Origin of the sequence: Marinomonas communis (assembly GCF_004363305.1) — a bacterium.
Classification (GTDB): domain Bacteria; phylum Pseudomonadota; class Gammaproteobacteria; order Pseudomonadales; family Marinomonadaceae; genus Marinomonas; species Marinomonas communis.
In genome coordinates this window covers 41,601-63,917 of sequence record NZ_SNZA01000002.1, presented here as the reverse complement: position 1 = coordinate 63,917, position 22,317 = coordinate 41,601, and the positions used below count along the sequence as shown (strand labels likewise).

At 47.3% G+C, this 22,317-nt stretch carries 19 protein-coding genes; 8 read left to right on the top strand and 11 right to left on the bottom strand.

Features of this window, described 5'->3' with window-relative positions:
- Positions 1-29: 29 nt before the first annotated feature.
- Positions 30-902, bottom strand: a complete 873-nt coding sequence (locus C8D85_RS06705) for a LysR family transcriptional regulator (RefSeq protein WP_133560951.1) — start codon at positions 900-902, stop codon at positions 30-32.
- A 103-nt stretch (positions 903-1,005) separates the two neighbouring features.
- Between C8D85_RS06705 and C8D85_RS06700 the strand changes: the two genes are divergently transcribed.
- A complete protein-coding gene (locus tag C8D85_RS06700) occupies positions 1,006-1,965 on the top strand; it encodes a TDT family transporter (RefSeq protein ID WP_133560949.1) in 960 nt (319 codons plus the stop codon).
- Positions 1,966-2,076: 111 nt separating this feature from the next.
- Complete coding sequence (locus C8D85_RS06695) at positions 2,077-2,274, top strand: hypothetical protein (protein ID WP_211342149.1); 198 nt, start codon at positions 2,077-2,079, stop codon at positions 2,272-2,274.
- Between the two features lie 63 nt (positions 2,275-2,337).
- Here C8D85_RS06695 and C8D85_RS06690 read toward each other — a convergent pair whose 3' ends face one another.
- The 5 genes from C8D85_RS06690 to C8D85_RS06670 form a co-directional block, all read right to left on the bottom strand.
- On the bottom strand, positions 2,338-3,333 hold the full coding sequence (locus C8D85_RS06690) for an OmpA family protein (protein ID WP_133560945.1): 996 nt from the start codon (positions 3,331-3,333) through the stop codon (positions 2,338-2,340).
- 274 nt (positions 3,334-3,607) lie between these two features.
- A complete protein-coding gene (locus C8D85_RS06685) occupies positions 3,608-4,657 on the bottom strand; it encodes a peptidase M42 (protein WP_211342148.1) in 1,050 nt (349 codons plus the stop codon).
- Between the two features lie 147 nt (positions 4,658-4,804).
- Positions 4,805-6,310, bottom strand: coding sequence for a tripartite tricarboxylate transporter permease (locus tag C8D85_RS06680; RefSeq protein WP_133560941.1), 1,506 nt, complete (start codon positions 6,308-6,310; stop codon positions 4,805-4,807).
- Positions 6,311-6,312: 2 nt separating this feature from the next.
- Complete coding sequence (locus C8D85_RS06675) at positions 6,313-6,822, bottom strand: tripartite tricarboxylate transporter TctB family protein (protein WP_133560939.1); 510 nt, start codon at positions 6,820-6,822, stop codon at positions 6,313-6,315.
- Between the two features lie 57 nt (positions 6,823-6,879).
- The gene (locus C8D85_RS06670) at positions 6,880-7,869 is read right to left on the bottom strand and encodes a tripartite tricarboxylate transporter substrate binding protein (RefSeq protein WP_133560937.1); all 990 of its coding nucleotides are present in this window, start codon (positions 7,867-7,869) and stop codon (positions 6,880-6,882) included.
- Between the two features lie 242 nt (positions 7,870-8,111).
- Here C8D85_RS06670 and C8D85_RS06665 point away from each other — a divergent pair, with 242 nt between their 5' ends.
- Both C8D85_RS06665 and C8D85_RS06660 read left to right on the top strand, forming a co-directional pair.
- Positions 8,112-9,482, top strand: a complete 1,371-nt coding sequence (locus C8D85_RS06665; RefSeq protein WP_133560935.1) for a DUF4856 domain-containing protein — start codon at positions 8,112-8,114, stop codon at positions 9,480-9,482.
- A gap of 8 nt (positions 9,483-9,490) precedes the next feature.
- Complete coding sequence (locus C8D85_RS06660) at positions 9,491-10,492, top strand: sterol desaturase family protein (RefSeq protein WP_133560933.1); 1,002 nt, start codon at positions 9,491-9,493, stop codon at positions 10,490-10,492.
- A 52-nt stretch (positions 10,493-10,544) separates the two neighbouring features.
- Here C8D85_RS06660 and eat read toward each other — a convergent pair whose 3' ends face one another.
- The 3 genes from eat to C8D85_RS06645 are packed head-to-tail and all read right to left on the bottom strand — an operon-like array spanning position 10,545 to position 14,235.
- Complete coding sequence (eat, locus tag C8D85_RS06655) at positions 10,545-11,939, bottom strand: ethanolamine permease (protein WP_133560931.1); 1,395 nt, start codon at positions 11,937-11,939, stop codon at positions 10,545-10,547.
- Positions 11,940-11,966: 27 nt separating this feature from the next.
- On the bottom strand, positions 11,967-12,818 hold the full coding sequence (gene eutC, locus C8D85_RS06650) for an ethanolamine ammonia-lyase subunit EutC (RefSeq protein WP_133560929.1): 852 nt from the start codon (positions 12,816-12,818) through the stop codon (positions 11,967-11,969).
- 1 nt (position 12,819) lies between these two features.
- On the bottom strand, positions 12,820-14,235 hold the full coding sequence (locus C8D85_RS06645; protein WP_133560927.1) for an ethanolamine ammonia-lyase subunit EutB: 1,416 nt from the start codon (positions 14,233-14,235) through the stop codon (positions 12,820-12,822).
- 219 nt (positions 14,236-14,454) lie between these two features.
- On the opposite strand from C8D85_RS06645, the gene C8D85_RS06640 reads away from it, so the two are divergent.
- Together C8D85_RS06640 and C8D85_RS06635 are read left to right on the top strand one after the other, a co-directional pair.
- A complete protein-coding gene (locus tag C8D85_RS06640) occupies positions 14,455-15,429 on the top strand; it encodes a helix-turn-helix domain-containing protein (protein ID WP_133560925.1) in 975 nt (324 codons plus the stop codon).
- A 124-nt stretch (positions 15,430-15,553) separates the two neighbouring features.
- Positions 15,554-16,120, top strand: coding sequence for an MSMEG_1061 family FMN-dependent PPOX-type flavoprotein (locus C8D85_RS06635; protein ID WP_133560923.1), 567 nt, complete (start codon positions 15,554-15,556; stop codon positions 16,118-16,120).
- 89 nt (positions 16,121-16,209) lie between these two features.
- On the opposite strand, the gene C8D85_RS06630 is transcribed toward C8D85_RS06635, so the two are convergent.
- The gene (locus C8D85_RS06630; protein ID WP_133560921.1) at positions 16,210-17,712 is read right to left on the bottom strand and encodes an alanine/glycine:cation symporter family protein; all 1,503 of its coding nucleotides are present in this window, start codon (positions 17,710-17,712) and stop codon (positions 16,210-16,212) included.
- A gap of 397 nt (positions 17,713-18,109) precedes the next feature.
- Between C8D85_RS06630 and C8D85_RS06625 the strand changes: the two genes are divergently transcribed.
- Complete coding sequence (locus C8D85_RS06625) at positions 18,110-18,892, top strand: DODA-type extradiol aromatic ring-opening family dioxygenase (protein ID WP_133560919.1); 783 nt, start codon at positions 18,110-18,112, stop codon at positions 18,890-18,892.
- A 186-nt stretch (positions 18,893-19,078) separates the two neighbouring features.
- Positions 19,079-21,553: a glycogen/starch/alpha-glucan phosphorylase gene (locus tag C8D85_RS06620; protein WP_133560917.1), complete on the top strand. Its 2,475-nt coding sequence runs from the start codon at positions 19,079-19,081 to the stop codon at positions 21,551-21,553.
- A 9-nt stretch (positions 21,554-21,562) separates the two neighbouring features.
- On the opposite strand, the gene C8D85_RS06615 is transcribed toward C8D85_RS06620, so the two are convergent.
- Positions 21,563-22,309, bottom strand: a complete 747-nt coding sequence (locus tag C8D85_RS06615; RefSeq protein WP_133560915.1) for a substrate-binding periplasmic protein — start codon at positions 22,307-22,309, stop codon at positions 21,563-21,565.
- Positions 22,310-22,317: the final 8 nt, after the last annotated feature.

The window sequence follows — 22,317 nt, the reverse complement described above, 5'->3', positions numbered from 1 at the left end:
TGACCATCGCCTTTTTTGTCGCGTCGAGTTTAGGTGGCGTTAAGAAAGTGTTCGGTGAGCGTTTTCATTCCTTTGGAAGCGTACTTATGACGATGCTGAACAATCGATAATTGGCGGTAAAAATGGTTTGGATAGGGCAATCTAGCAATACGCCCTAACTCTAAACGTGCTTGGGCCGCAATCAATGATATGAATGACAGCCCTAAACCGTTCTCGACGGCCAGCATAATCGATTCAAGACTGCTAAATTCCATGACCTGATTTACGTTTGTGAGCGCTGGGCGAATATGTCGTTCGAATTGCTCACGGCTTCCTGAATAGGCCTCCCTAAGCACCCACGGCTGACCATCCAGATCCGCTAAGCTGACACTACCTTGGTATAAGAGAGGGTGGTTAGGCGCAGCAATTAGGATCATTTCATCCTGTTGCCACGGCGTTGCTTGTAATTCTGCATGGGTATTTTGCCCTTCGACCAGTGCCATATCGAGTTCAAACCGCAGTAATTGCTGGCATAGGGTTTGGGTGTTTGCGATTTGGATTTTGGCTTGGCATAAGGTGGGTTGTGATGCCAGTAACGTGGGTAGCATGTAGTTACCGATGGTCTGGCTTGCGCCAATATTCAGCACTTCTGGCTGATGTTCATAAGAGCCAAATAGCTGCTCGATCTCTTGTGCTCGTGAAAGCATCTCCTCTGCTAAGGGCAGCAGTAAGCGCCCCTGACTATTAAGCTTCAAGCGGCGCTGGACTCTATCAAAAAGTTCCGTCGCCAGTTGTTGCTCAAGTTGTTGCAATGTCTGTGATAAAGCTCCTTTCGATAAGCATAGTTCTTCGCTGGCTTGATTGAGATTGCCGAAGCGCGCGATGGCAGAAAAGGTCCGGAGCTGGTGTAAGGTCAGTTTCATGTTTTGATTTTCTAAATATACTGTTTAAAACATATAGATTTTCTATTCAATATAGCACGTTTAACATGGCGTCATTGTTATTTAGTTCTATTGGAGAGATGCCATGAATACTGTCAGACAAGCCTTGCTAAATGCTCCAACGCCCTTGGCTGGTTTGTCGTTAGGGATGGCCTCTCTAAGTGGTGTGTTACACCATGTGATGCCAGATCTTTGGTGGTTGTGCTGGGGATTATTGAGTTGTGCCGTGATATTGCTGCTATTGCTGACGACGAAGTTTATTTTACACCCTAAGAGTCTATGGCGGGATTTGTCCCACCCTGTAGTTGGCAGTGTGGTGCCCACCTTTGCCATGGCGGCGATGGTGATTTCTTTAGCGTTGACGGCTTGGTCTAACACCTTTGCTTTAGCGTTATGGAGTGTTGCCGTGGTGACACACTTTATGTTTCTAGTGGCCTTTGTTTGGCATCGAGTACGTGCCCGCTCTTTAAAAGAGTTAATTCCTAGTTGGTTTGTTCCGCCTGTTGGATTGAGTGTTGCTGCACTAACCGTCCCTAATACAGAGTATCTGGCTTTAGCGAAAGGCATTGTCTGGTTTGGCTTGAGCAGCTATGCGGCCTTATTACCTTTTATGCTATACCGGCTGATTACTGGTGAGGGGTTACCGGATCAAGCTAAACCGACACTGGCCATTTTAGCTGCGCCAGCCAGTTTGACGCTGACAGCCTATTTAACGGTCATGGAACAACCTTCTTTCTTGCTGGTGATGATCTTGCTAGGCGTGGCATTGCTGATGACTTGTGTGATCTACGCTTCTTTATGGCACTTACTAGCATTGCCATTTAGTCCCGGTTACGCAGCGTTTACCTTTCCTCTTGTGATCAGCCCTACGGCGCTATTCAAAGCGTCAGAGGTCTTTTCTCAGCACGTTTGGCTGTCTGAATATGCAAATCAACTGTATTGGTTAGCAACGGTGGAGCTTGTTATCGCCGGTTTGATGGTGGCCTATGTTGTGACGCGCTTTAGTTGGTGTTATCTAGGTAAGAGCTTGGTTTATAAAATGTGAGGCAAAATGTTACTGCAACTGTCTAATCCGTGAAAAGTTCGTTTGTGAGATGTAAAAGAAGAGGTAATCAAACGACTTGTTATCTATGGTTAAGTTATTTGCAGGAGAGAAATGTCTATGAAAATGATGATCCTATTAATCAGCTCTGTGTTAGTTCTGTCTGGTTGTTCTGTGCATCGTGTCGCTGGAGAAATTGCGGGTGTTGATGTGGAAGCTAGTCGAAGTGGTGACCATCATAAAGGGCATGACGGTCAAGGCTCGGGTAAGTTTTGCCCACCTGGACAAGCTAAGAAAGGCAGCTGTCACTAACTTTTAGGGCGTACATAAAAAAACCAGACCGAAGTCTGGTTTTTTTATGTAACGAGATAAACCTTAGTTAGGCATATCGTTTTCCATCGCTTCACGAGAAGAGAAAGAAACCGTTGTTGCACGACGGTTCATTTGACGATTTGCTTTTGAGTCGTTTTCCACAACTGGGTACGCTTCACCGTAACCAACAGTGTCTAGACGGCTAGCGTCAACACCGAACTCTTGTACTAGACGATCAGCGACCGCTTGAGCACGTTTTTCAGACAACTCTTGGTTGTAAGTGTCTGTACCGATAGCATCTGCAAAGCCACGGATTTGAGCTACTTGCTCTGGGTTATTTGCTAGGTAGTCCGCGATGCTCTGAAGGTCAGAGTATTCAGATTGAGCTACGTGTGCAGAGTCGAAAGCAAAGTGAATGTCGTATGGCAACACAGTTTTCACTGGCGCTGCTGGCTCTGGTTCTACAACTGGTGCTGGCTCAGGCTCTACGACAGGCGTTGGTTCAACAACAACTGGAGCTGGCTCTGCTTTCTTACCACCAAATGCGTACATCAAACCGATGGTTGCGATTTGATCAGTGTGATCTGCTTCTAAGTCTTCCACTACGCGGTAGTCTGCACGAAGTGCCGTAGCATCAGTCAGTGCGAACTTCAGACCACCACCGGCGTTTAGCTGAGTGTTGTTATCGCTTTCTAGCACGTCGTAGCTAGTTGTACCCAAACCAGCTGCTAGGTATGGCGTTACACTTGATTCATTGAAGAAGCTGTATAGGCCATCAATGCGGTATTGGTTTGCATCAATGTCTTGGCCATTTTCTAGTTCGCTATCAAGGTTAAGATAAGTGAACTCTACCGCCCATGGGTTATCGAACTGGTAACCAAAGCTCAGACCAAACGCACGATCGTCTTCAAGGTCACGATTGCTATCAGGCATTGAGTAACCAATGCTTGGTGTCAAAGTGAAACCTGGAGCTGGCTGATCAGCGTGAGCTAGAGTTGTTGCAGCAGTTGCCGCAAGAATACTGCTTACAAGAGCGGTTTTCTTAAAGATATTCGACATGTCTCTCTCCTTAGGGGAATGTCATTGGATAATGAGTAAAGTGTACATGAAAACTTCAATTTTGGTATGAGATTCAAAAGTGCAAGAAGTGTCGGCTTTGTGCGGATCTTGAATCATATTGACGCAAAGTTGACACTTTTTGGCATCTTTACACAATTCTATATCGGTAAGTCATTAGTTTTCTTAATAAATGACGCGGTTAATTACATGACTTTTGCACATCTTGCCCGGTAAACAGGCCGAACAAGAGGCAAAAACGCCAATTGTGTACAGATTAAAGATTCGCAATGGCTGTCAGCATGGTTAAAAACGCATTGATAGAGGCAATAGAAGCTGACTCATGCATGGTGTGGTACCCCGTTGTAGGAATCTGTAATGTTGTACCATCCACTAAACCATTGGATGCGGCGATAATCCGCCCTAGTTCAGTACTTCCTAACGAGTTAGGGGATTGTCCACTAGCAACCAGTTTTTCGTTTTCCGCTTCAACATAACGGTTTTTAAACAAATAGCTAAAGCCTATGTCCTGACACAGTTTCTCAAGCAGTGCAGTACTTTCAGGGTTAAACGATGCGTTGGCATCTTTCTCACGTAGTACCAACAGTTGTTCATTAGCGCTTTCAATGTCTGGGAATGGACTGGTGTCTACTACAAACAGGCGGTTAGTGGTGCCACCGAAGCGACGGAACCACTCCAATAAGTAGCGCCAGCTTTTACCGGCTTCTTCTTGCGCCGTAAAGAAAGCAGTGCCTTTAAAGCCCAAGCTGAACATATGCACCAGTGCTGCAGCACACAGTACGTTATCCAGCTGACCTTCTAATCGGTCGCCATTTTTCGACAGCGTGTCTTCAAAGGCAACAGGGGTGCCAGCGACAACGCCTTCTAAGCCATCCACTTCGAAAATCAGGTTGTTACGAAACTCACAAATGTAGCCGTTGCGAATGACGCCTTTACCACGATAGCCGCCTGACCATGTTTCATATGCGTAAACACGTTCTTGGTTGAAGCGCTCGGTAACCTTTGTCATCAACTGTTCAGAGACGGAGTTGTTGAGTAAGTCAGTGCGGTTCGCAGAAACGAAGGCTGCATATTGAAACTCATTAGGGCCGGTACATACCAAACCATGACGATCAATGTGCGCCGAAAACATAGTGCTAAACGGGTCACTACCTTGGGCAACCAAAACCCCTTCGTACCATGTTACTTTAGCGCCACGTTCTTCTAGCTCACGCTGTAAAACGCGAAAGAAAGAATGCTCAGCACCAACTACGGATGGCGCGCGAATCAGGCCCTTTAGCAGATCAATAAACTCTTCGTTTAGCACGCACAACCTCTCTATGAATGTGGTGTTATAAAAATGCGATCATAGGTTTTTTGCTCCAGAATGGAAGCGGTTTATCGTGCGTTTTCAGATCATTTTGATTCGATAACACGGTGAAAACCGTGTTATCGATATAAGGGAGGGCAATGACTAGGCTTTGGTGAATAGTTTGGGCTTTAACCAGCGTGTCCAAAGCGGAGTTTGCGTAAACAAGGCGAACACGATGGCAGCAAACAAAACACTCGAAAGAGGGCTGGAGAACAGATTCGCAAAGAACTGTCCCATATCGCCACGTTCGGACAAGATGGCGCGGCGCCAGTTTTCGTCCATTAGCTTGCTCAAAATAACGCCTAGAATAACGGGGCCAATAGGGTAGTTATACAGACGCATAAAGTAGCCTAAGACACCAAAGGCCAACATCCACCACACATCAACAACTGAGTTGTTGATGGCATAAGCGCCCACTACTGATAACAGCAAGATGAGAGGTATCAATACCCCTTTCGGGCATTCAACCAATTTCGAGAAAATGCGAATGCCAGTCAAGCCAAAGATCAATACAAAAATATTGGCTAGGGTTAAATTGCCCACGGTGAACCAGAACATATGCGGTTGTTCAATCAGCAGCAGAGGCCCCGGGTTTAAACCGTGAATAAAGAGCGCGCCGATAAACACGGCCGTTACGGCATCGCCCGGTATCCCGAGAGTTAACATTGGAATATAGGCACCACCTACGGCAGCGTTATTGGCAGCTTCGGGCGCAATCAGGCCTTCTTTAGCTCCTTGCCCAAAGGGTACTTCAGGCTTTTTGGTGGAGCGCTTAGCTTGGTCGTACGCCATCAATGCCGCAATGTCGCCACCAGTACCAGGCAAGGCACCAATGATGACGCCGATGAAAGAAGACTGAATGCTAAGTGGCAAGAAGCGACGCACATCGGCCCAAGGTGGAATAATGCGAGAAATTTTTTGCTTGATGATGGCTTTATCTAAATGGTGGAGCTGATGGAGCGCCTCAGAGACACCAAACAAACCAATCATTGCAGCGATCACGTTGATGCCGTCCCACAGTTCAATAATGCCAAAAGTAAAGCGCTCTTCTGCGGTTAAAGGGTCTAGTCCAACGGTGCCGACCAATACACCCAAAGCGCCAGCAAACAAGCCTTTGGCAAGGCTACCAGATGAAAGGGAACCAACTAACGTTAACCCTAGAACCGCCAACAGTAAGTAATCGCGAGGCTGGAAGGTGATCGCAAATTCACTGATGGTTGGGGCTGCAATGGCCAGAACGAAGATGCCGACAAAGCCACCGATGACAGACATCACAGTAGATAAGCCGATGGCCTCACCCGCTAAACCTTTCTTAGCAAGTGGATAACCATCTAGTGCCGTTGCAATGGCTGATGGCGCCCCTGGGATATTGAGCAGAATGGCTGTGCGTGAGCCGCCGTATACCCCTCCCATGAAGATGCCGACCATCAAACACAGGGCATGATTGACGTCCCAGGAGAAGGTGAACGATATCAGGATCGATACCGCCATAGTAACGGATAAGCCTGGGATCGCACCGACGTAAATACCTAAAAAAGTACCTAATGCGGTAAGGGCTAACAATTCAGGGGAGAGCCATGATAAAGCAAAGTAATTTAAAGCCTCCATAATTACTCTCCTCCGAAAAAGCGTGAGATGGCTGCGAGGATCGCTCGCTCAGGAATAATTCCTTCTGGCAGCACAATCTGAAAAATGAGGCGGAAGACCACGTATATCAATACAAGGCTGAGTAACGCTAAGCCAAGTGACCACAATGCTGAGCGCTGGGATAAGACCTTCAAAGCAACCCACAAAAAGATGATCGAAGTGGCAATAAAGCCAAGTTGCTCAAGTACGACGGCATACACTAACACCAAAGCCATCACGAAACCGACAACCGGAGGGAAGCAGTGATAGAAGAAGCGGGCTTCTTGATTCAAAGGTGTTTTGAGACTCTGAGTAAAGGCAATGCATGATGCTAAGACCATCATCGCTGATGCACCGATTGGCACAGCGCCTGGTGAGCTGAGTTCAGAAAAGCCAGAAATAAGGTAGGAACGCCACAACAGAAAAATACTGAAAATGACCAATAAAAAGCTGAACAGCCTTTCGCCAGGATAGCGAGATGGCAGCCTAGACATAGAAGCTCCGAAGCTTGGGGCATGTTGCTCTGCAACATGCCCCGTTACATGCATTGATTAAGGACGTGGGATACCGAACTCTTCTGGAGAACGCTTAGAGAAGCCTGCATCGTGTACTAGCCAAGATGATACAGAGCGGTAGTTTTCCAGAAAGTCGACAGCTGGTTGGCCTGATAGGTTCATGATGCCGTAGCCGCGATTATTCATCAGTGTTTGGAAGTCTTCAGCTTGTGCACCTTTGGTAAAGGCATCGGTTAGCTTAGCCACCACATCATCTGGCGTACCTTGTTTTACGAAGACACCAAAGAAAGGGCCGTATGGTAGGTATTTGTCTAAACCGGGTAGAGCTTCAGTAATGATGCCTACTTCAGGTAAAACAGGGCTTGGTTGATTATCGACCAATGCAATGGCTTTCATTCGGCCCGCTTTAATATGTTGAACCGCTGCACCTAATACCGCTGGCATCACATCAATGGCGCCACCTTGCAGTGCTGTCAGTGCTGGACCGTCACCATTGTATGGGATCGTGGTGACGTCTAGTTTAACTTCGGATTCAATCATCGCCATAACGATAGAAGCCAAACCACCTTGGCCAGTAGAGCCCACTTTAACACTGCCAGGGTTGGCTTTGATGTAGTCAATCATCTCTTGCATGGTGTTGAACGGCGCATCGTTCTGCGCCACCAACATTGGGATGCCGCGTGCTAGAACATTAACAGGAATCATGTCGCTGTAATCAATGTCAGCCAAGCCTAGGACTTTGTACATTTGCGGGTTTTCTGCGCCCATTAGTAGGGTGTAACCATCCGCTTTTTTGGCATTAACGTATTTAGTGGCAATGGCACCGACACCGCCGGTACGGTTGGTCAAAATGATGTCAGTTCCTAAGACTTCTTCTGCGTGTGGTGATACAGAACGCATTACCGTATCGGTAGAGCCGCCTGCGCCCCACTGGATAATGCCTTGGATGTCTTTGTTCGGGAAATCAGCCATAGCGGTTGAAGACAGCGCTAAGCCGGCAAGGGTGCTGAGGATTATTTTTTTCATAATTGCTCCGAATCACTGCTAGTTAGGGGGAGTGAAGCGACCTATTGGTCTTGTTATCCATAAAAAAGTGTAGCAATTATAAGTTTGTTTTTTTATATATCCAGCGTTTGACTATACTTACTTGCATTTGTTGTAGCGTGATATTGATAATAATTCTTAGTATTGTTACATTTCTGGTTATATTAGTGGTTTCTAAATAAATTGACTTTGTCAACTAAAATAACCCTGCGAAGGATGAAATAATGAAAAAAACACTTCTTAGCCTGTTGGTTGCCTGCTCTACAAGTGCGATGGCTGCTCAATCCTACGAGTTTGGTGTAACGCTGCAAGGCTACGATGGCTCAGCAACTAGCTCGGTCTCTTACGGTGGTCAAATTGCTCGTCATGCGCTGCATAACTCTTTGAAAAAGGTAGCGGGTAAAGGTGATCAAGCACAAATGAATACCTACTTGTCGAGCACAGAAGCTGGTCGTGTGATCCTTGATCCGGTTAGCAAAGATGGTTTCCCTGTGAAGCAGAGTAAAATCGATGAGCTTTCTTCAGGTAAAGACTTACTATCAAGCGCTTACGATGGTGTAATCACCGGCTGGCCAGGTAACCCAACGGGTCAAGAACTGTTAGAACAACTAGTGGATGCGGCCGCAAAAACAAAAGCGGGTTACGATCCAGTCAACGGTTATGATTACGTACAGTTGATTTCAAAATTCGCCATGGGTGCGGTGTTCTATAACAAAGCCGTTAACCATTACCTAGAAGAAAAGCTAGAAGCAGATCAGCATCCGAACAACGAAGCTTACAAGCCAGGCACAGCTTACACGGGTAAAGAGCACGTTTGGGATGAAGCGTTCGGCTACTTTGGTGCACCTGCAAATGGCTTGTCTTTAAGCGCGAAAGAAGTGGTGCAAATCACGAAGCAAAACCCTGAAGTTTTCGCTAAAGCGGACGCGAACGGTGATGGCGTGGTGGATCTGAAGTCTGAAATGGCTTTTGCTCACGCTTACTATGCAGCCAGCGTAGATGCCAGTGCAGGAACCAACTACTTCCATACTATTATGCAAGCCTTTGTTGATGGTCGTCAGTTGATCAGTGATGCAAAAGGTAAGGCATTAACAGATGCACAACGTACTGAGCTGAAAGAGTACGCAGCGGTGATCGCTACAGCGTGGCAACAAGTGATTGCTGAGGCAGCGTTCAAGTACGCGGGCAGTGTTTACGCTGACCTAGAAAAAATCGCAGTGATTGAAGAAGCCCATGGTGATGTATCTAAAGCATACCGCAACTACGTGAAACACTGGGGTGAGCTAAAAGGCTTTGCGCTAGCGTTGGAAGCCGCTGGTCGTGATCTAGGTAATGCTCAAGCAGGTTTAGATCGTTTGATCGGCTTTAGCCCAGTATTGTTCGGTGATGCACAAGTTGTCGCGCTGGACGGTAAAGGTGGCTTCGTTCAAGCCAATGCGGGTCCGATGCAAGAATACAAGTTGAACATGATCAAAGTGCAAAACCTGTTGGCACAAAGCTTCGCATTAGAGGCTAAGCTGAATGACAAAACAGCGGGTATGAGTGATGTGCTAGAGCAATTGAACGCTGCGGCACAGAGCGCTGAAAACGACTAATGTAGTCTATGCTAGAAAGCTATTTAACATGGCTTATGGAAGAGCTTGCTACGGCAGGCTCTTCTTTATTGGACCTTCGAAAACGAGTTTCCCTATGGTATCTGCTAAGTGCTGTTGGGTTCGCTTTTGTCGTGTTCTATTGGCGCTATGGTAAGCATGGCTGGCAACGTCTGCTGCCCTATGTATCCCCTAAGGTTTGGTTGAGCCGATCTTCCAGAACCGATGTCGGGTTGTGGCTATGCAATCGGCTGTTACTGGCACTGTTAATCCCTAAAACGCTCACGCACGCCTTGTGGATCAGTGGCTTATATTACTATTGGCAAAAGCAAGGTTTGACACCCCTTGGCCTGGGTTGGTCGACCACTTGGGTGATGGTGTTGTTTACGTTCTGTTATGTGATAGCAGACGATTTCTCCCGGTTCTTTACTCATTGGTGTTTGCATAAGGTCCCTATGCTTTGGGCTTTCCACCAGGTGCATCATAGCGCTCTAGTGCTCACGCCCTTCACCGTTTTTCGTACACACCCTGTCGAAGGGGTGCTGTTCTTCATGCGTTCTCTCTGTGTCCAAAGTGTTATGGTTAGCGTGTTCTTGGTGCTGTTTCCTAATCAAGTGTCCTTGTGGCAAATCTACGGTGTCTTAGTGACGACATTCTTATTCAATGTACTGGGCGCTAACCTGCGTCATTCAATGGTGGTATTGAGCTATGGTCCACGTATAGAAAAGTGGCTGATCTCTCCGGCTCAGCATCAGATCCATCATTCTACGGATGTGGCGCATTATGATCGTAACTTCGGTGTGTTGCTCGCGATTTGGGATCGCTTATTCAAAACCTGGTTGCCCGGCAATGATCAACAGACATTGAAGTTTGGTACGGGGCGCGCCATCGATCGAACGGGTGTGATAGGGCATTGGTGGATTCCCATGATGGATTGCGCGGATGTTATCCGTCATGGTGTGGCTAAGCGTTGTCGAAACTTAAAAAAGCGCCTCACGATTAGGGAGCCGTGAGACGCTTTTTACACTTGGTTTTCTTCACACTTAGCGTGTTAGCAAGGTGGTATTAAAGCTCTGCTTCCGCCGCTGCCAACATGTTGAATTCTTCTTCTGGTGTTTTGGCCACCAAACGATTGCGGCTATATAAGAAGAAGTACGCAGCGCCGATGACAAATAGCGCCAAAGTGTACATAAAGGCACGTGGATCGTAGGCATATACTCCAGTTAGCGCCACAAGTGACAATACCAAAGCGATCCCCGATGTGATCACGCCGCCAGGTGTTTTGTACGGACGCGGTAGGTCAGGTTGTTTCACGCGAAGCAGGATGTGGCTCAATGCCATTAATGCGTAAGATACTGTTGCACCTACCACGGCCATACCTAGCATCAGATCCCCTTCACCCGTTAAAGACGCTAGGAAGCCAAATACGCCTGGTACGATTAAGGCACGCGCTGGCACTTTACGTTCATTGGTAACAGACAAGCCCTTTGGCAAGTAGCCTGCGCGAGATAAAGCAAATACTAGACGGCTGTAGCCGTAAATAATCGAGAAGAACGACGCGACAAGACCCGCTAGAGCCAAGACGTTAACCGTCGTTGCCAATACAGGTTTACCGGCAACGTTTAGTGCGTCTACTAGAGGGACAGCACTGCTACCAATGGCTTCTGCACCGGTTACGCCAGCTAGCAAGAACACCACTAGCACCGCAGTGAATAGCAAGAAGATCATGGCACCAATGATGCCTTTAGGTACGTCTTGCGCTGGGTTTTTCGCTTCTTCTGCTGCCAAAGGTACCCCTTCTACTGCAAGGAATAGCCACATCGCAAACGGCAATGCCGCCCACACACCGTACCAACCAAATGGCATAAACTCGGATGCGCCAGCTGCGTCAGTTGGTGCGATATCAAATAGACGAGAAGCATCGAAATCGCCGATCAATGCCACTGCTGTGCCAAGGATAGCGACCACTGCCAAGCCTGAAATGACCATCATGACTTTCAATGCTTCACCGACACCTGCCAAGTGAATACCAATAAACACAAGGTAGAATAAGGCGTAGACCACAGGGCCGTTGAAACCTAGTAACTCTTCTACGGCAGAGCCAATAAAAATTACGATGGCCGCTGGCGCTAGGGCGTATTCAATTAAGACTGCCAAGCCCGTCATATAGCCACCAACTGGGCCCATAGCTTGACGTGCGAAACTGTAGCCGCCACCGGCCGCAGGAATTGAAGCTGACATTTCGGCCAAAGACAGCACCAATGTTAGGTACATTAAGCCCATAAGAACAGCTGCGATGGCAAAGCCACCCCAGCCAGCCTCGCCAATACCAAAGTTCCAACCAGCGAAGTCACCAGAAATAACATACGATACCCCCAAGCCTGCTAAGAGTAGCCAGCCCGCGGTGCCACGTTTTAACTGGCGTTTCGCCAGATATTCTTGATCCATTTGATCAGCCATGTGTGTTCCTCTTGTGTTTTTAGTTCGTTATTTGGGTTGTGATACAAGAAAGTTGTGTTGTTCGTTATCGTGTTCCAGTACCGAGTCATCGGTACGATCTTTTAGCTGCACGCCAGAAAGCTTTTTGGTGCGTGCTTCGCTAAGCAGGTAGTAGGCTTTACGGGCCGCATCATGGTGGTTTAGGCCTGCCAATCGAATATTTGAAATGCAGTTTCGGTAAGCGTCGGTTAACCCTGCTTTGGGAGCCCAAGTGAGATACAAGCCCATGCTGTCGGGTGAGCTAAGTCCTGGTCTTTCACCGACCAGTACAATGACGCAGCGAGCATTCAGGATCTCTCCGATGGGATCACCGATGGCCACGCGCCCTTGCTCCACAATGCACAACGGGGCAATCGACCAAGGAGTTGCATCGCCTTGAAGGCGGGGTAACAGCTCATTTAAAAAGGGCACTGTGTTTTCTTCGATCGCAAAAGCCGATAAACCATCGACGATTACGATCGCCAAATCATAAGGCTCAGAGCGCGATGTTGAGTGCTCTTGTAAGCGTTCAATCGACGTGCGATGTAAGCGTCGTCCCCAGTCTGGTCGTTGCAAATAGGTAGCGCGATTCTCCGCTTGGCTATGTAAGCGAATAGGAGCGTGTTCCATCGACCAATCTTGCTCAGCGAAGCTGGCTGTCAAACCGTCAATATTGAGCGGTGAATGCACCGCATCAATCGCTTGAGCATGGGCTAGCTGGAAGGCCAGTAAGTGTTTGGTGGGAACGCTGACTCCTGCACGGCCTAGACCAATACGCGCATCGGTGAACGAGCGCAGTTTGTGCCATGGGTTTTCGACGACGGCTTCTTCGATAGGATGGGTAGGGAAGATGCGCTTCATACTAGGCTCCCCCCAATAAACGGTTCAGTGAATGCTCAAAGGCACCGGGTATCTTGTGATTAAGAGTGAATTGGTCGTCTTGGAAAATACGGGTATGTTTTAGCCACTGATCGAATTCAGGGGACGGGTTAAGTCCTAAGGCTTGGCGCACATACATGGCATCGTGAAACGATGTCGTTTGATAGTTGAGCATGATGTCATCAGAGCCTGGGATGCCCATGATGAAAGTGCACCCTGATACGGCCAACAGCGTCATTAAGTTGTCCATATCGTTCTGGTCGGCTTGGGCGTGGTTGGTGTAACACACATCACAGCCCATAGGTAAACCGAGTAACTTGGCGCAGAAGTGATCTTCTAGGCCAGCACGAGTGATCTCTTTGCCGTCATAGAGGTATTCTGGGCCAATGAAGCCAACCACCGTGTTGACCAACAAAGGGTTGAACTTGCGTGCAACTGCATAAGCACGTGCTTCACAGGTCTGCTGATCGACATTGTGATGTGCGTTGGCGGAAAGCGCGCTACCCTGTCCCGTTTCAAAGTACATCACATTATTGCCCACTGTGCCTCGTTTCAAAGACAGGGCGGCATCTTGGGCCTCGGCAAGGGTGGCCAAATTAAAACCAAAACTATCGTTGGTCGCTTGTGTGCCACCGATAGACTGGAACACCAAATCCACCGGAGCGCCTTGCTCAATGCATTCAATGGTATTCGTAACATGGGTGAGAACACAGGATTGAGTTGGAATCTCGTAGTGTTGAATCACGTCATCCATCATTTTCATAAGACGACAGGCTTGAGCAACGTTGTCCGTCGCTGGATTAATACCAATTACGGCGTCGCCGTTGGCGTACATCAAACCATCTAAAATACTGGCTGCAATGCCAGTTAGATCATCGGTCGGATGGTTGGGTTGTAAGCGGGTGGATAAGTGACCGGGTAAGCCAATTGTGTTGCGAAACGCCGTCTTAACATGGCACTTTTTAGCGACCAGTATTAAGTCTTGGTTGCGCATGATTTTGCTGACGGCAGCGGCCATTTCTGGTGTGACCCCAGCACGAATAGCGTGCAATGTCATAGGCGTGGCCAAGTCGCTGAGTAACCAATCCCGAAAACCGCCAACGGTTAAATGTGAGATAGGAGCAAAAGCGGACTTGTCGTGCTCATCAATGATTAAGCGTGTGATTTCATCTTCTTCATAAGGAACGACCACTTCCTCTAGAAATAATTTCAGTGGCACATCCGCTAATGTCATTTGCGCAATGGCGCGCTCTTCAGCGGTGTCTGCTGCGACGCCAGCGAGGCGATCGCCAGAGCGTGCCGGCGTCGCTTTGGCCATCAGCTCGGTTAAGCTTTGAAACCCGAAAGTGCGTTCACCTACGGTGTGTCGAAAGCGAAATTTTGAAGAAGCGTTTGTCATTTGAAAGCCTTTGCGTCTAAGGTAAAGAACCAATCTGATAACGCAGGTTTATTCGGCATGAGAATTGCTGCGTTTAAATTCGTCACTTATTACATTGTTAAAAATGTCAGTGATAGAGCGTTATCGAATTTTGGCAATAATAAAAACATTAAATAAATCAATGTTTTGCAAGAGATTCGTATTTCGGTTTTGCGCAAATTTGATATTCGGAGAAAACCAATGACTGGGCTTGATGCGGTAATTGCACCAAAAGAGGGCGCTTCAATTGTCCTGAAAGAGGCCTTTGACGCGGACCTTCATGCTGGCAATTTGACTAACTGGCAACAAGAGTACGATCAAACCAGTCGCGGTGGTTTCTATGGCAGAATCGCGGAGTTGCCGTTTGCGGATTTGCAGGTTTTCCAAGAAAGCACCAGCCAAGCATTACAGCAAAAATGTGTGGTGTGGCCTGATTCAGTTTGGTTGGGCATTCCGCTTGCTCAACAAGAAGAGTCACGCATCAATGGATTATCCGTTCGTTCAGAACACATTATGTGCCGTCCTGGGGATTGTGAGTTTGAGTTGACCACGCCACAAGACTACGAGCTGTTTGGTATGGTGGTACAGCTAGAGACTTTGACGCGTATGGCGCGTATTCATGGCGTTGACTTAAACTGGGAGGAATTGACGGCTCATGGTCGATTGTCATTGCCAGAGAAGACGTTAAATGATGTGCGTTTTGTGCTGGGTAGGTCATTGCAGGGCTCTGGAATGCGTGCCATGCCAGAACGATTAACGCATGATTTGCTAATGACAGCCTTGCTTGAGGTATTGAAAACTGAGCAACCGGCTCCTGCGCAAACGCAGAGTTATCACCATCGGAAAATGGTGGTGGATGCAGCCCGTGCATGGATCAATGACAACCCTGATACACCTCTTACCGTAACGGACCTTTGCCAAGTCACCAACGTCAGTCGTCGTACCTTGCAGTATGCATTCGAAAGTATCTTGAGTATTAGTCCTATTCAGTATCTACGTATATCACGCTTAAATGGTGTTCGCAGAGCTCTTTTAAACGCATCAAATAACACAAGCATTGCCGATATTGCTGCTAATTGGGGCTTTTGGCATATGAGTCAGTTCGCAAAAGATTATCGCTTGTTGTTTGGTGAGCGCCCCTCAAAAACCTTAGAACAAGGCCGTTTTAATCGTTAAATAATGCTGTCATGCAGGATGCGGTTGTGAATTGCTATGGTGACGCCTAGAATAGCGCTCAATAAATAATTCTAATAATGCTTCTCATATGCATATTGAGGGCATTAACTAAAGAGCCTATAGCATGAGCCAAATTACTACGTTAGAGCAACTTCAGCAGTTCTACAAAGCACCGCATCCGATTGTGATGAAAAAAGCGATTCAAGCGCTTGAGCCTCATACCATTACTTTTATCGAGCACAGTCGCTTTGCACTGGTTAGCAGTCGTGGCGCAGAAGGGCATCTCGATGTTTCTCCTCGCGGTGGCCAAGCGGGCTTTATTAAAGTCTTAGATAATCAACATCTGGTTTTCGGTGATCTGCCGGGTAATAACCGTATCGATACTCTGCGTAATCTCCTGCATACCCCAGAAATCGGCATCTTGTTTATTATCCCAGGCATCAATGAAATCGTCAGACTACGTGGTAAAGCGACGTTGCATGATGATGAAGAGCTTCTGGATTTGTGTGTTGAATCAGGCAAACGCCCTAAGATTGTGGTGAAGGTAGCGGTTGAAGAGCTGTTCTTCCATTGCCCAAAAGCCATGATGGTGTCGGATTTGTGGTCGCCGGAACAATTCACTGATCGTGATATCCTGCCGTCCCTTGGTCAGATTATTAAAGACCAATTGGGGTTAGACTCTTTAGATTAATCATGTCGTTTAGCCTATAAGAAAGGCCGCTTAGGGAAACCTAAGCGGCCTTCTTTTTTAGCTATGAAAGCTGTGGATAAAAAGCGCGATTATTTATTTGCTTGCTTTTTCTCTAGGCGTTTTTCCCAGAAGTCCGCACCTTTGATGCCTAATGCTTTCGGGTCGAAGGTGTATTCCTCAACGCCTGCAGCTTTTTGGTCTTCGTAGTCTTTCAGAGCTTTCATCGTCGGACGAGCCATGAAGAAGATCACAATGATACCCACGATGTTCAACCACGCCATCAAGCCTACGCCCACATCACCAAGGTTCCAGATGTAACCTGCAGTGTTTACAGTACCGTATGCAACCATGAACATGATCAACAGTTTAACCAATGTTAGCGGTACATTTACTTTCAGCGCGCGACGTAGGTAAGCCACGTTTGTTTCAGCGATGTAGTAGTACGCTAGGATCGTTGTGAAGGCGAAGAAGAACAGCGCAACACCAACGAAGATTGAACCGAAGCTACCAAAGATGCTCTGCAAAGCCATTTGCGTAAACGCAGGTGAAGCAATGATGACATCAGCAGGTACGTTTTGAACAATGAACTGACCGTCAGGCAGTGTGCCTTGGATGTTGTACTGTTGTGTGATCAGGATCATCAATGCTGTGGCAGTACATACGAACAGTGTATCTACGTATACAGAGAACGCTTGTACTAGACCTTGTTGTGCTGGGTGCTCAACCTCTGCTGCTGCGGCAGCGTGAGGGCCAGTACCTTGGCCGGCTTCGTTAGAGTAAACACCACGTTTTACACCCCAACCAATCGCTGCACCAAAACCAGCTTGAGCAGTGAAGGCATCAGAGATGATCATTGAGAAAATGCCAGGCACTTGATCAACGTTAAGGAATACAACGATCAATGCCATGATGATGTAACCCATCGCCATAAATGGCACGATGATCTGAGTGAAGTTTGCAATACGCTTGATACCACCGAAGATGATGAAAGCCAGTACCACCAGAATCACAGCAAGCGCCACAAGTTTAGTGGTGCCGACAGAGCCGAATGATGTGTTGATGATATCGCCTTGACCAAATACTTGAGCAACCGCGTTACCAACAGAGTTAGCTTGGATGCCTGGAAGGAATACGCCACATGCGATGATAGACGCTAGGGCAAACAACACGCCCAACCATTTCATGCTTAGGCCTTTCTCAAAGTAGTACGCTGGGCCACCACGGTATTGGCCATTGTCGTTAACTTTGTAGATCTGACCAAGTGTTGATTCAGCGTAGGCTGTACTCGCGCCTAGGAACGCAACCACCCACATCCAGAATACAGCACCTGGACCACCAAAACCGATCGCAGCTGCAACCCCTGCGATGTTACCTGTACCCACACGACCTGAAAGAGATACTGCTAGGGCTTGGAAAGAAGAAATACCTTTTTCAGATGGCGTTGAGTTAAAAAGCAACGACCACATTTCTTTGAAGTGACGAACCTGAGCAAAGCGCGTCAGGATGGAATAGAACAGACCAGCACCAAGACACAAATAGATAAGTGCCGGGCTCCAGATGATTCCATTGAGGAAATCAATGAATTCTTGCATAGAAGTTCTCCAGTGGTAGTGCGCTCATTGAGCGTTTTAATTTTTATTAGGTGCTGGGATACCAGCTAAACCCATCGCCTAGTTTACGGTGTGATTGTTCGTGACAATGTGTAAACTTTTCGATTTATTAAGCACAACCTGTGCAAATATGAATTCGGAATTTATCACGCTTAATCGCGATTTAACATTTGGCTAGATGATATTTTTTGGCGCTACTTGGTGTTTATTTAGCAACTCTTGGTTTGCTTTTTTTGATCATAAAGTGGTCTTTTAGAGGTGATATTGTTTCATTTAATGAAATAAATCATTGCTCCGTTCAATATTTATTGTGTTTCTGTGTAGTACTAACATAGACGTATTCTTATTTGATTGAAGCGCTGTCTTCAAGGAGTGGTATATGTCTGCTGTAGCGTTCGTTTCCCATGGTGGTGGCCCGATGCCGATTTTAGGCGATCCTAGTCATGACGAACTGGTGTCAACATTGAAAGGTTTGGCGCAACAACTGCCCAAACAGCCGTCAGTCATCATCATGCTTAGTGCTCACTGGGAGACCAATGGTTTTGAAATAACGTCAGGCGCCGCGCCTGAGCTAATTTACGACTACTATGGCTTTCCCGAGGCATCTTATCAGTTGCAATACCCTGCACCAGGAGCGCCTCAGTTAGCCAAGGAGATTGCGCACAGCATGCAGGCTCAAGGAACGTCCATTCGTTTGAATGAGACGCGAGGGTTTGATCATGGAATGTTTATCCCTTTAATGTTGATGTACCCTGAGGCTAATATTCCGGTATTACAAATATCACTGACCAGCTCCTTGAGTCCAAGTGAGCATTGGCTGTTTGGCGAGCGATTAGCGCATAGCTTACCTGAGGATGCGCTGGTGATTGGCTCTGGCTTCAGCTTCCATAACATGCGCGCATTTTTTGCGCCTAAAACGCCCCAGATGAATCAAGCAGTGCATGCCTTTCAAGTATGGCTGGATGAGACAGTGACTAGCCCTGATGTGCAAGATGCTCAAGAGCGCTGGGCCAACTGGTCATCCGTGGAAGGAGGGCGATTCTGTCATCCCCGGGAGGAGCATCTGGTGCCTTTAATCGTCTGTCATGCTATTGCGCAAAAACAGGGAGTGTCTGTGCCCTTCACGGCATTAGACGTCGAGGCTCGTCACTTTATTTGGTAGATGTTATTTAGTTCACCAAGCCGGCTTTAGGAGTCGGCTTTGTTTTTGCATGAATGGGGGGAAGCAGAGAACGTACTGTAAACTCATGGTAAGTGCATAATTGGCGCTAGACCGACACCGCAATGCCGTTGCAACATAGTGTCTATACCATGCACATATCACCTTTCAAAATTGAGGACGATAGCAATGCCAAGCCCATCCGATCAGCTATCCACGACGAAAACCGCTTCTTGCCTTGAACTGAAACAGGGCATTTTATACCACATGCGCTACACCTTAGCGCTGCGCGCAGAGCAGGCCAGTCAGCGTGACTGGTGGCTATGTCTATCTCTTGCGGTACGTGACCGTATTATCGATGACATGGTGGCTACGCAAACTAAGCACAACGACGATAACGTACGTCGATTGTATTACCTGTCGATGGAATATCTGATGGGGCGAATGCTGATTAACAATGTACATAATGTTCGAGTATTTGAAGAAGCACAGCAGGCCATCCAAGAGCTGGGTTTATCTTGGGATGAAGTCTGTGAAGTTGAAGTAGACATGGGACTTGGCAACGGTGGTTTGGGGCGTTTAGCCGCCTGCTTCTTAGATTCACTGGCAACTCTTGATTTGCCTGCCATCGGTTATGGTATTTACTACGAATTCGGCTTGTTTAAACAAGACTTCCAAGAGGGTAAGCAAGTTGAACACCCTGATACTTGGATAAACTATGGAACACCATGGGAATTGGTACGTCCTGAGTATGCCCAGACGATCCAGTTTTATGGGCGTGTGGAAGCCTCTTATGACAACTTCGGTAATTATCATCCTCTGTGGGTGGATACTAAGAATGTGCTGGGGATTCCCCATGATATTCCTGTGGCAGGGTACGACACCAAAACGGTGAACTTCTTACGCTTGTGGTCGTCGCGCTCAACCGAAGACTTTGATCTAGACGAGTTCAACAAGGGTGACTATGTTGAAGCGGTGCGTTCAAAAGCCATTGGCGAAACCATTTCCAAAGTACTTTATCCAAATGATAAAACGGAAAATGGCAAAGAGCTGCGCTTGGTTCAGCAGTATTTCTTTGTGGCTTGTTCTTTGGCGGATATTCTACGACGCTTTGAACGCGGTAATGGTACGGATTGGGATAAGCTGCCTGAAAAGGCTGCCATTCAGCTTAATGACACGCATCCTGCCATCGCCGTTGTCGAGTTAATGCGCATTCTCGTGGACGATAAACGTCTGCATTGGGATCATGCTTGGTCATTGGTTACTCGTATCTTTGCCTACACTAATCATACGTTGCTGCCAGAAGCACTCGAAACATGGAGTGTGGGCTTATTTCAAAAGGTTCTTCCTCGTCATTTGCAGCTGATCTACGAAATTAACCATCGTTTTATGGAGCAAGTAGAGCAGCGTTGGCCTGGTCGTGATGACATCAAAACCGAATTGTCGATTATTCAAGAAGGCCACCATAAGATGGTGCGCATGGCGCATTTAGCCGTTGTTGGCAGTCACAAAGTGAACGGTGTAGCGGCATTGCACTCAGAGCTTTTGAAAAGCGATTTGTTTGCTCGTTTCAATGAGTTCTATCCCGATAAACTGACTAACAAAACCAATGGCATTACGCCGCGTCGCTGGCTATTGAACTGTAATCCTGGGCTTGCACAGTTATTTGAACAGTATGGTGTTGAGCAAGATTGGCCTAAGAATCTAGAGCGCTTGCGCAAGCTAGAGGGGCTCGCAGAGGATCAAGCATTTCAGCAAGCTTTCATGGCTGTTAAACATCAAAATAAGCAGCGCTTAGCTGACGTGATCAAAGCGGAATGTGGCGTCGAGGTAGACCCAACGGCCATGTTTGATGTGCAGATCAAACGCTTACATGAATACAAGCGTCAGCACTTGAGTTTGCTAAATATTCTGACTCTTTACCATCGACTACTAAATGATCCTAATCTTGATATCGTACCACGGGTATTTATTTTTGGTGCGAAGGCGGCACCCGGTTATGGCTTGGCGAAAGCGATCATCTATGCCATCAACGCTGTGGCGAATGTCATTAATAATGATGCGCGCGTTCAAGGTAAGTTGAAGGTCGTGTTTTTACCAAATTATCGAGTGTCTCTGGCTGCGAAAATCATCCCAGCTGCGGACTTATCTGAACAGATCTCAACAGCAGGGAAAGAAGCGTCCGGTACAGGCAATATGAAGCTTGCATTGAATGGGGCGTTAACCATAGGCACATTGGATGGTGCCAATGTTGAGATCAAAGAAGAGGTCGGTGACGATAATATCTTTATCTTTGGCTTGAAAGTAGAGGATGTACAGGCGTTGGACCGACATGGGTACAATCCGTATGACTATTACCATGGAGATGAAGAGCTTAAAAACGCGATTGACTGGTTGTGTTCTGGCTACTTTAGTCCTAATGAGCCTCATGCATTTGATGAGATTCGCTCCGCACTGCTAGAGCATGGTGATCGTTTTAAAGTATTGGCTGACTACCGTGCTTATGTGGAGTGCCAAGAACTGGTGGCGCAAGCGTATCAAGACAAGGCGCGCTGGGCGAGAATGGCTATTATGAATACCGCTCGTATGGCGAAGTTTTCATCGGATCGCACGACCCAAGAATACGCAGACGAAATCTGGCACCTACCCGCTTGCCCAATTTAAGGCGAGCGGTTAAAGGTACTCATTTCGAATAGCTTGAAATGTGCCGTTACGTTTAATGATTTGTAGCCCTTGGTTGAAGGCTTGCACAAGCTCTCGTGCTTGTGGGTAGTTTTTGCTTAAGCATACGTGCAAAGGCACTAAGGGCTCTGCTACAAGGCTACTGACTTTGATCGACTTTTGTAGCCCCTCTTTTTTTGCTTGATGCAACACTGGGTAGCGCGAAACAAAAAAGACATCACTTTGCCCAGCCATGATGGATTCAAGCCCTTCTGAAATACCTTGAACCGTTGAATGTTCAATGTTTAGCTCGGTCAGCTGTTGTTCCATGTCCCACTGCTCTACTGAAATTACACGGAAAGAGTTCAGATCATAAATGCTTTCAATGTGGTCGGTTGCAAACGATGGACGGCTGATGAGCACACGACTACTGGTGCTGACTTCATTGCTAAACAGCATGTATGGGGCGCGCTCAGGTCGACGAGCACAACTGACTGTGCCAGCAAACTCGCCCGATTCAATGCCTTGCAAAATAGCCTGCCATGGTGCTGTTTCAAATGAAACTTGAATACCAACCGCGGCAAATGCCGCTTGGGTAACACGAATGTCCATGCCTGAAATGCTGTTAGAGGATTCATCAACCGTTATGTAAGGTGGGTAGTCCTCAACGGGAAGAGTTAACGTTTGGGCCGATGAAAGCCCTGAAAAGCAACCAATAATGGACAGCAGCAGAAACCACAGCGCTCGCTGAAAAAACACAAAACCCC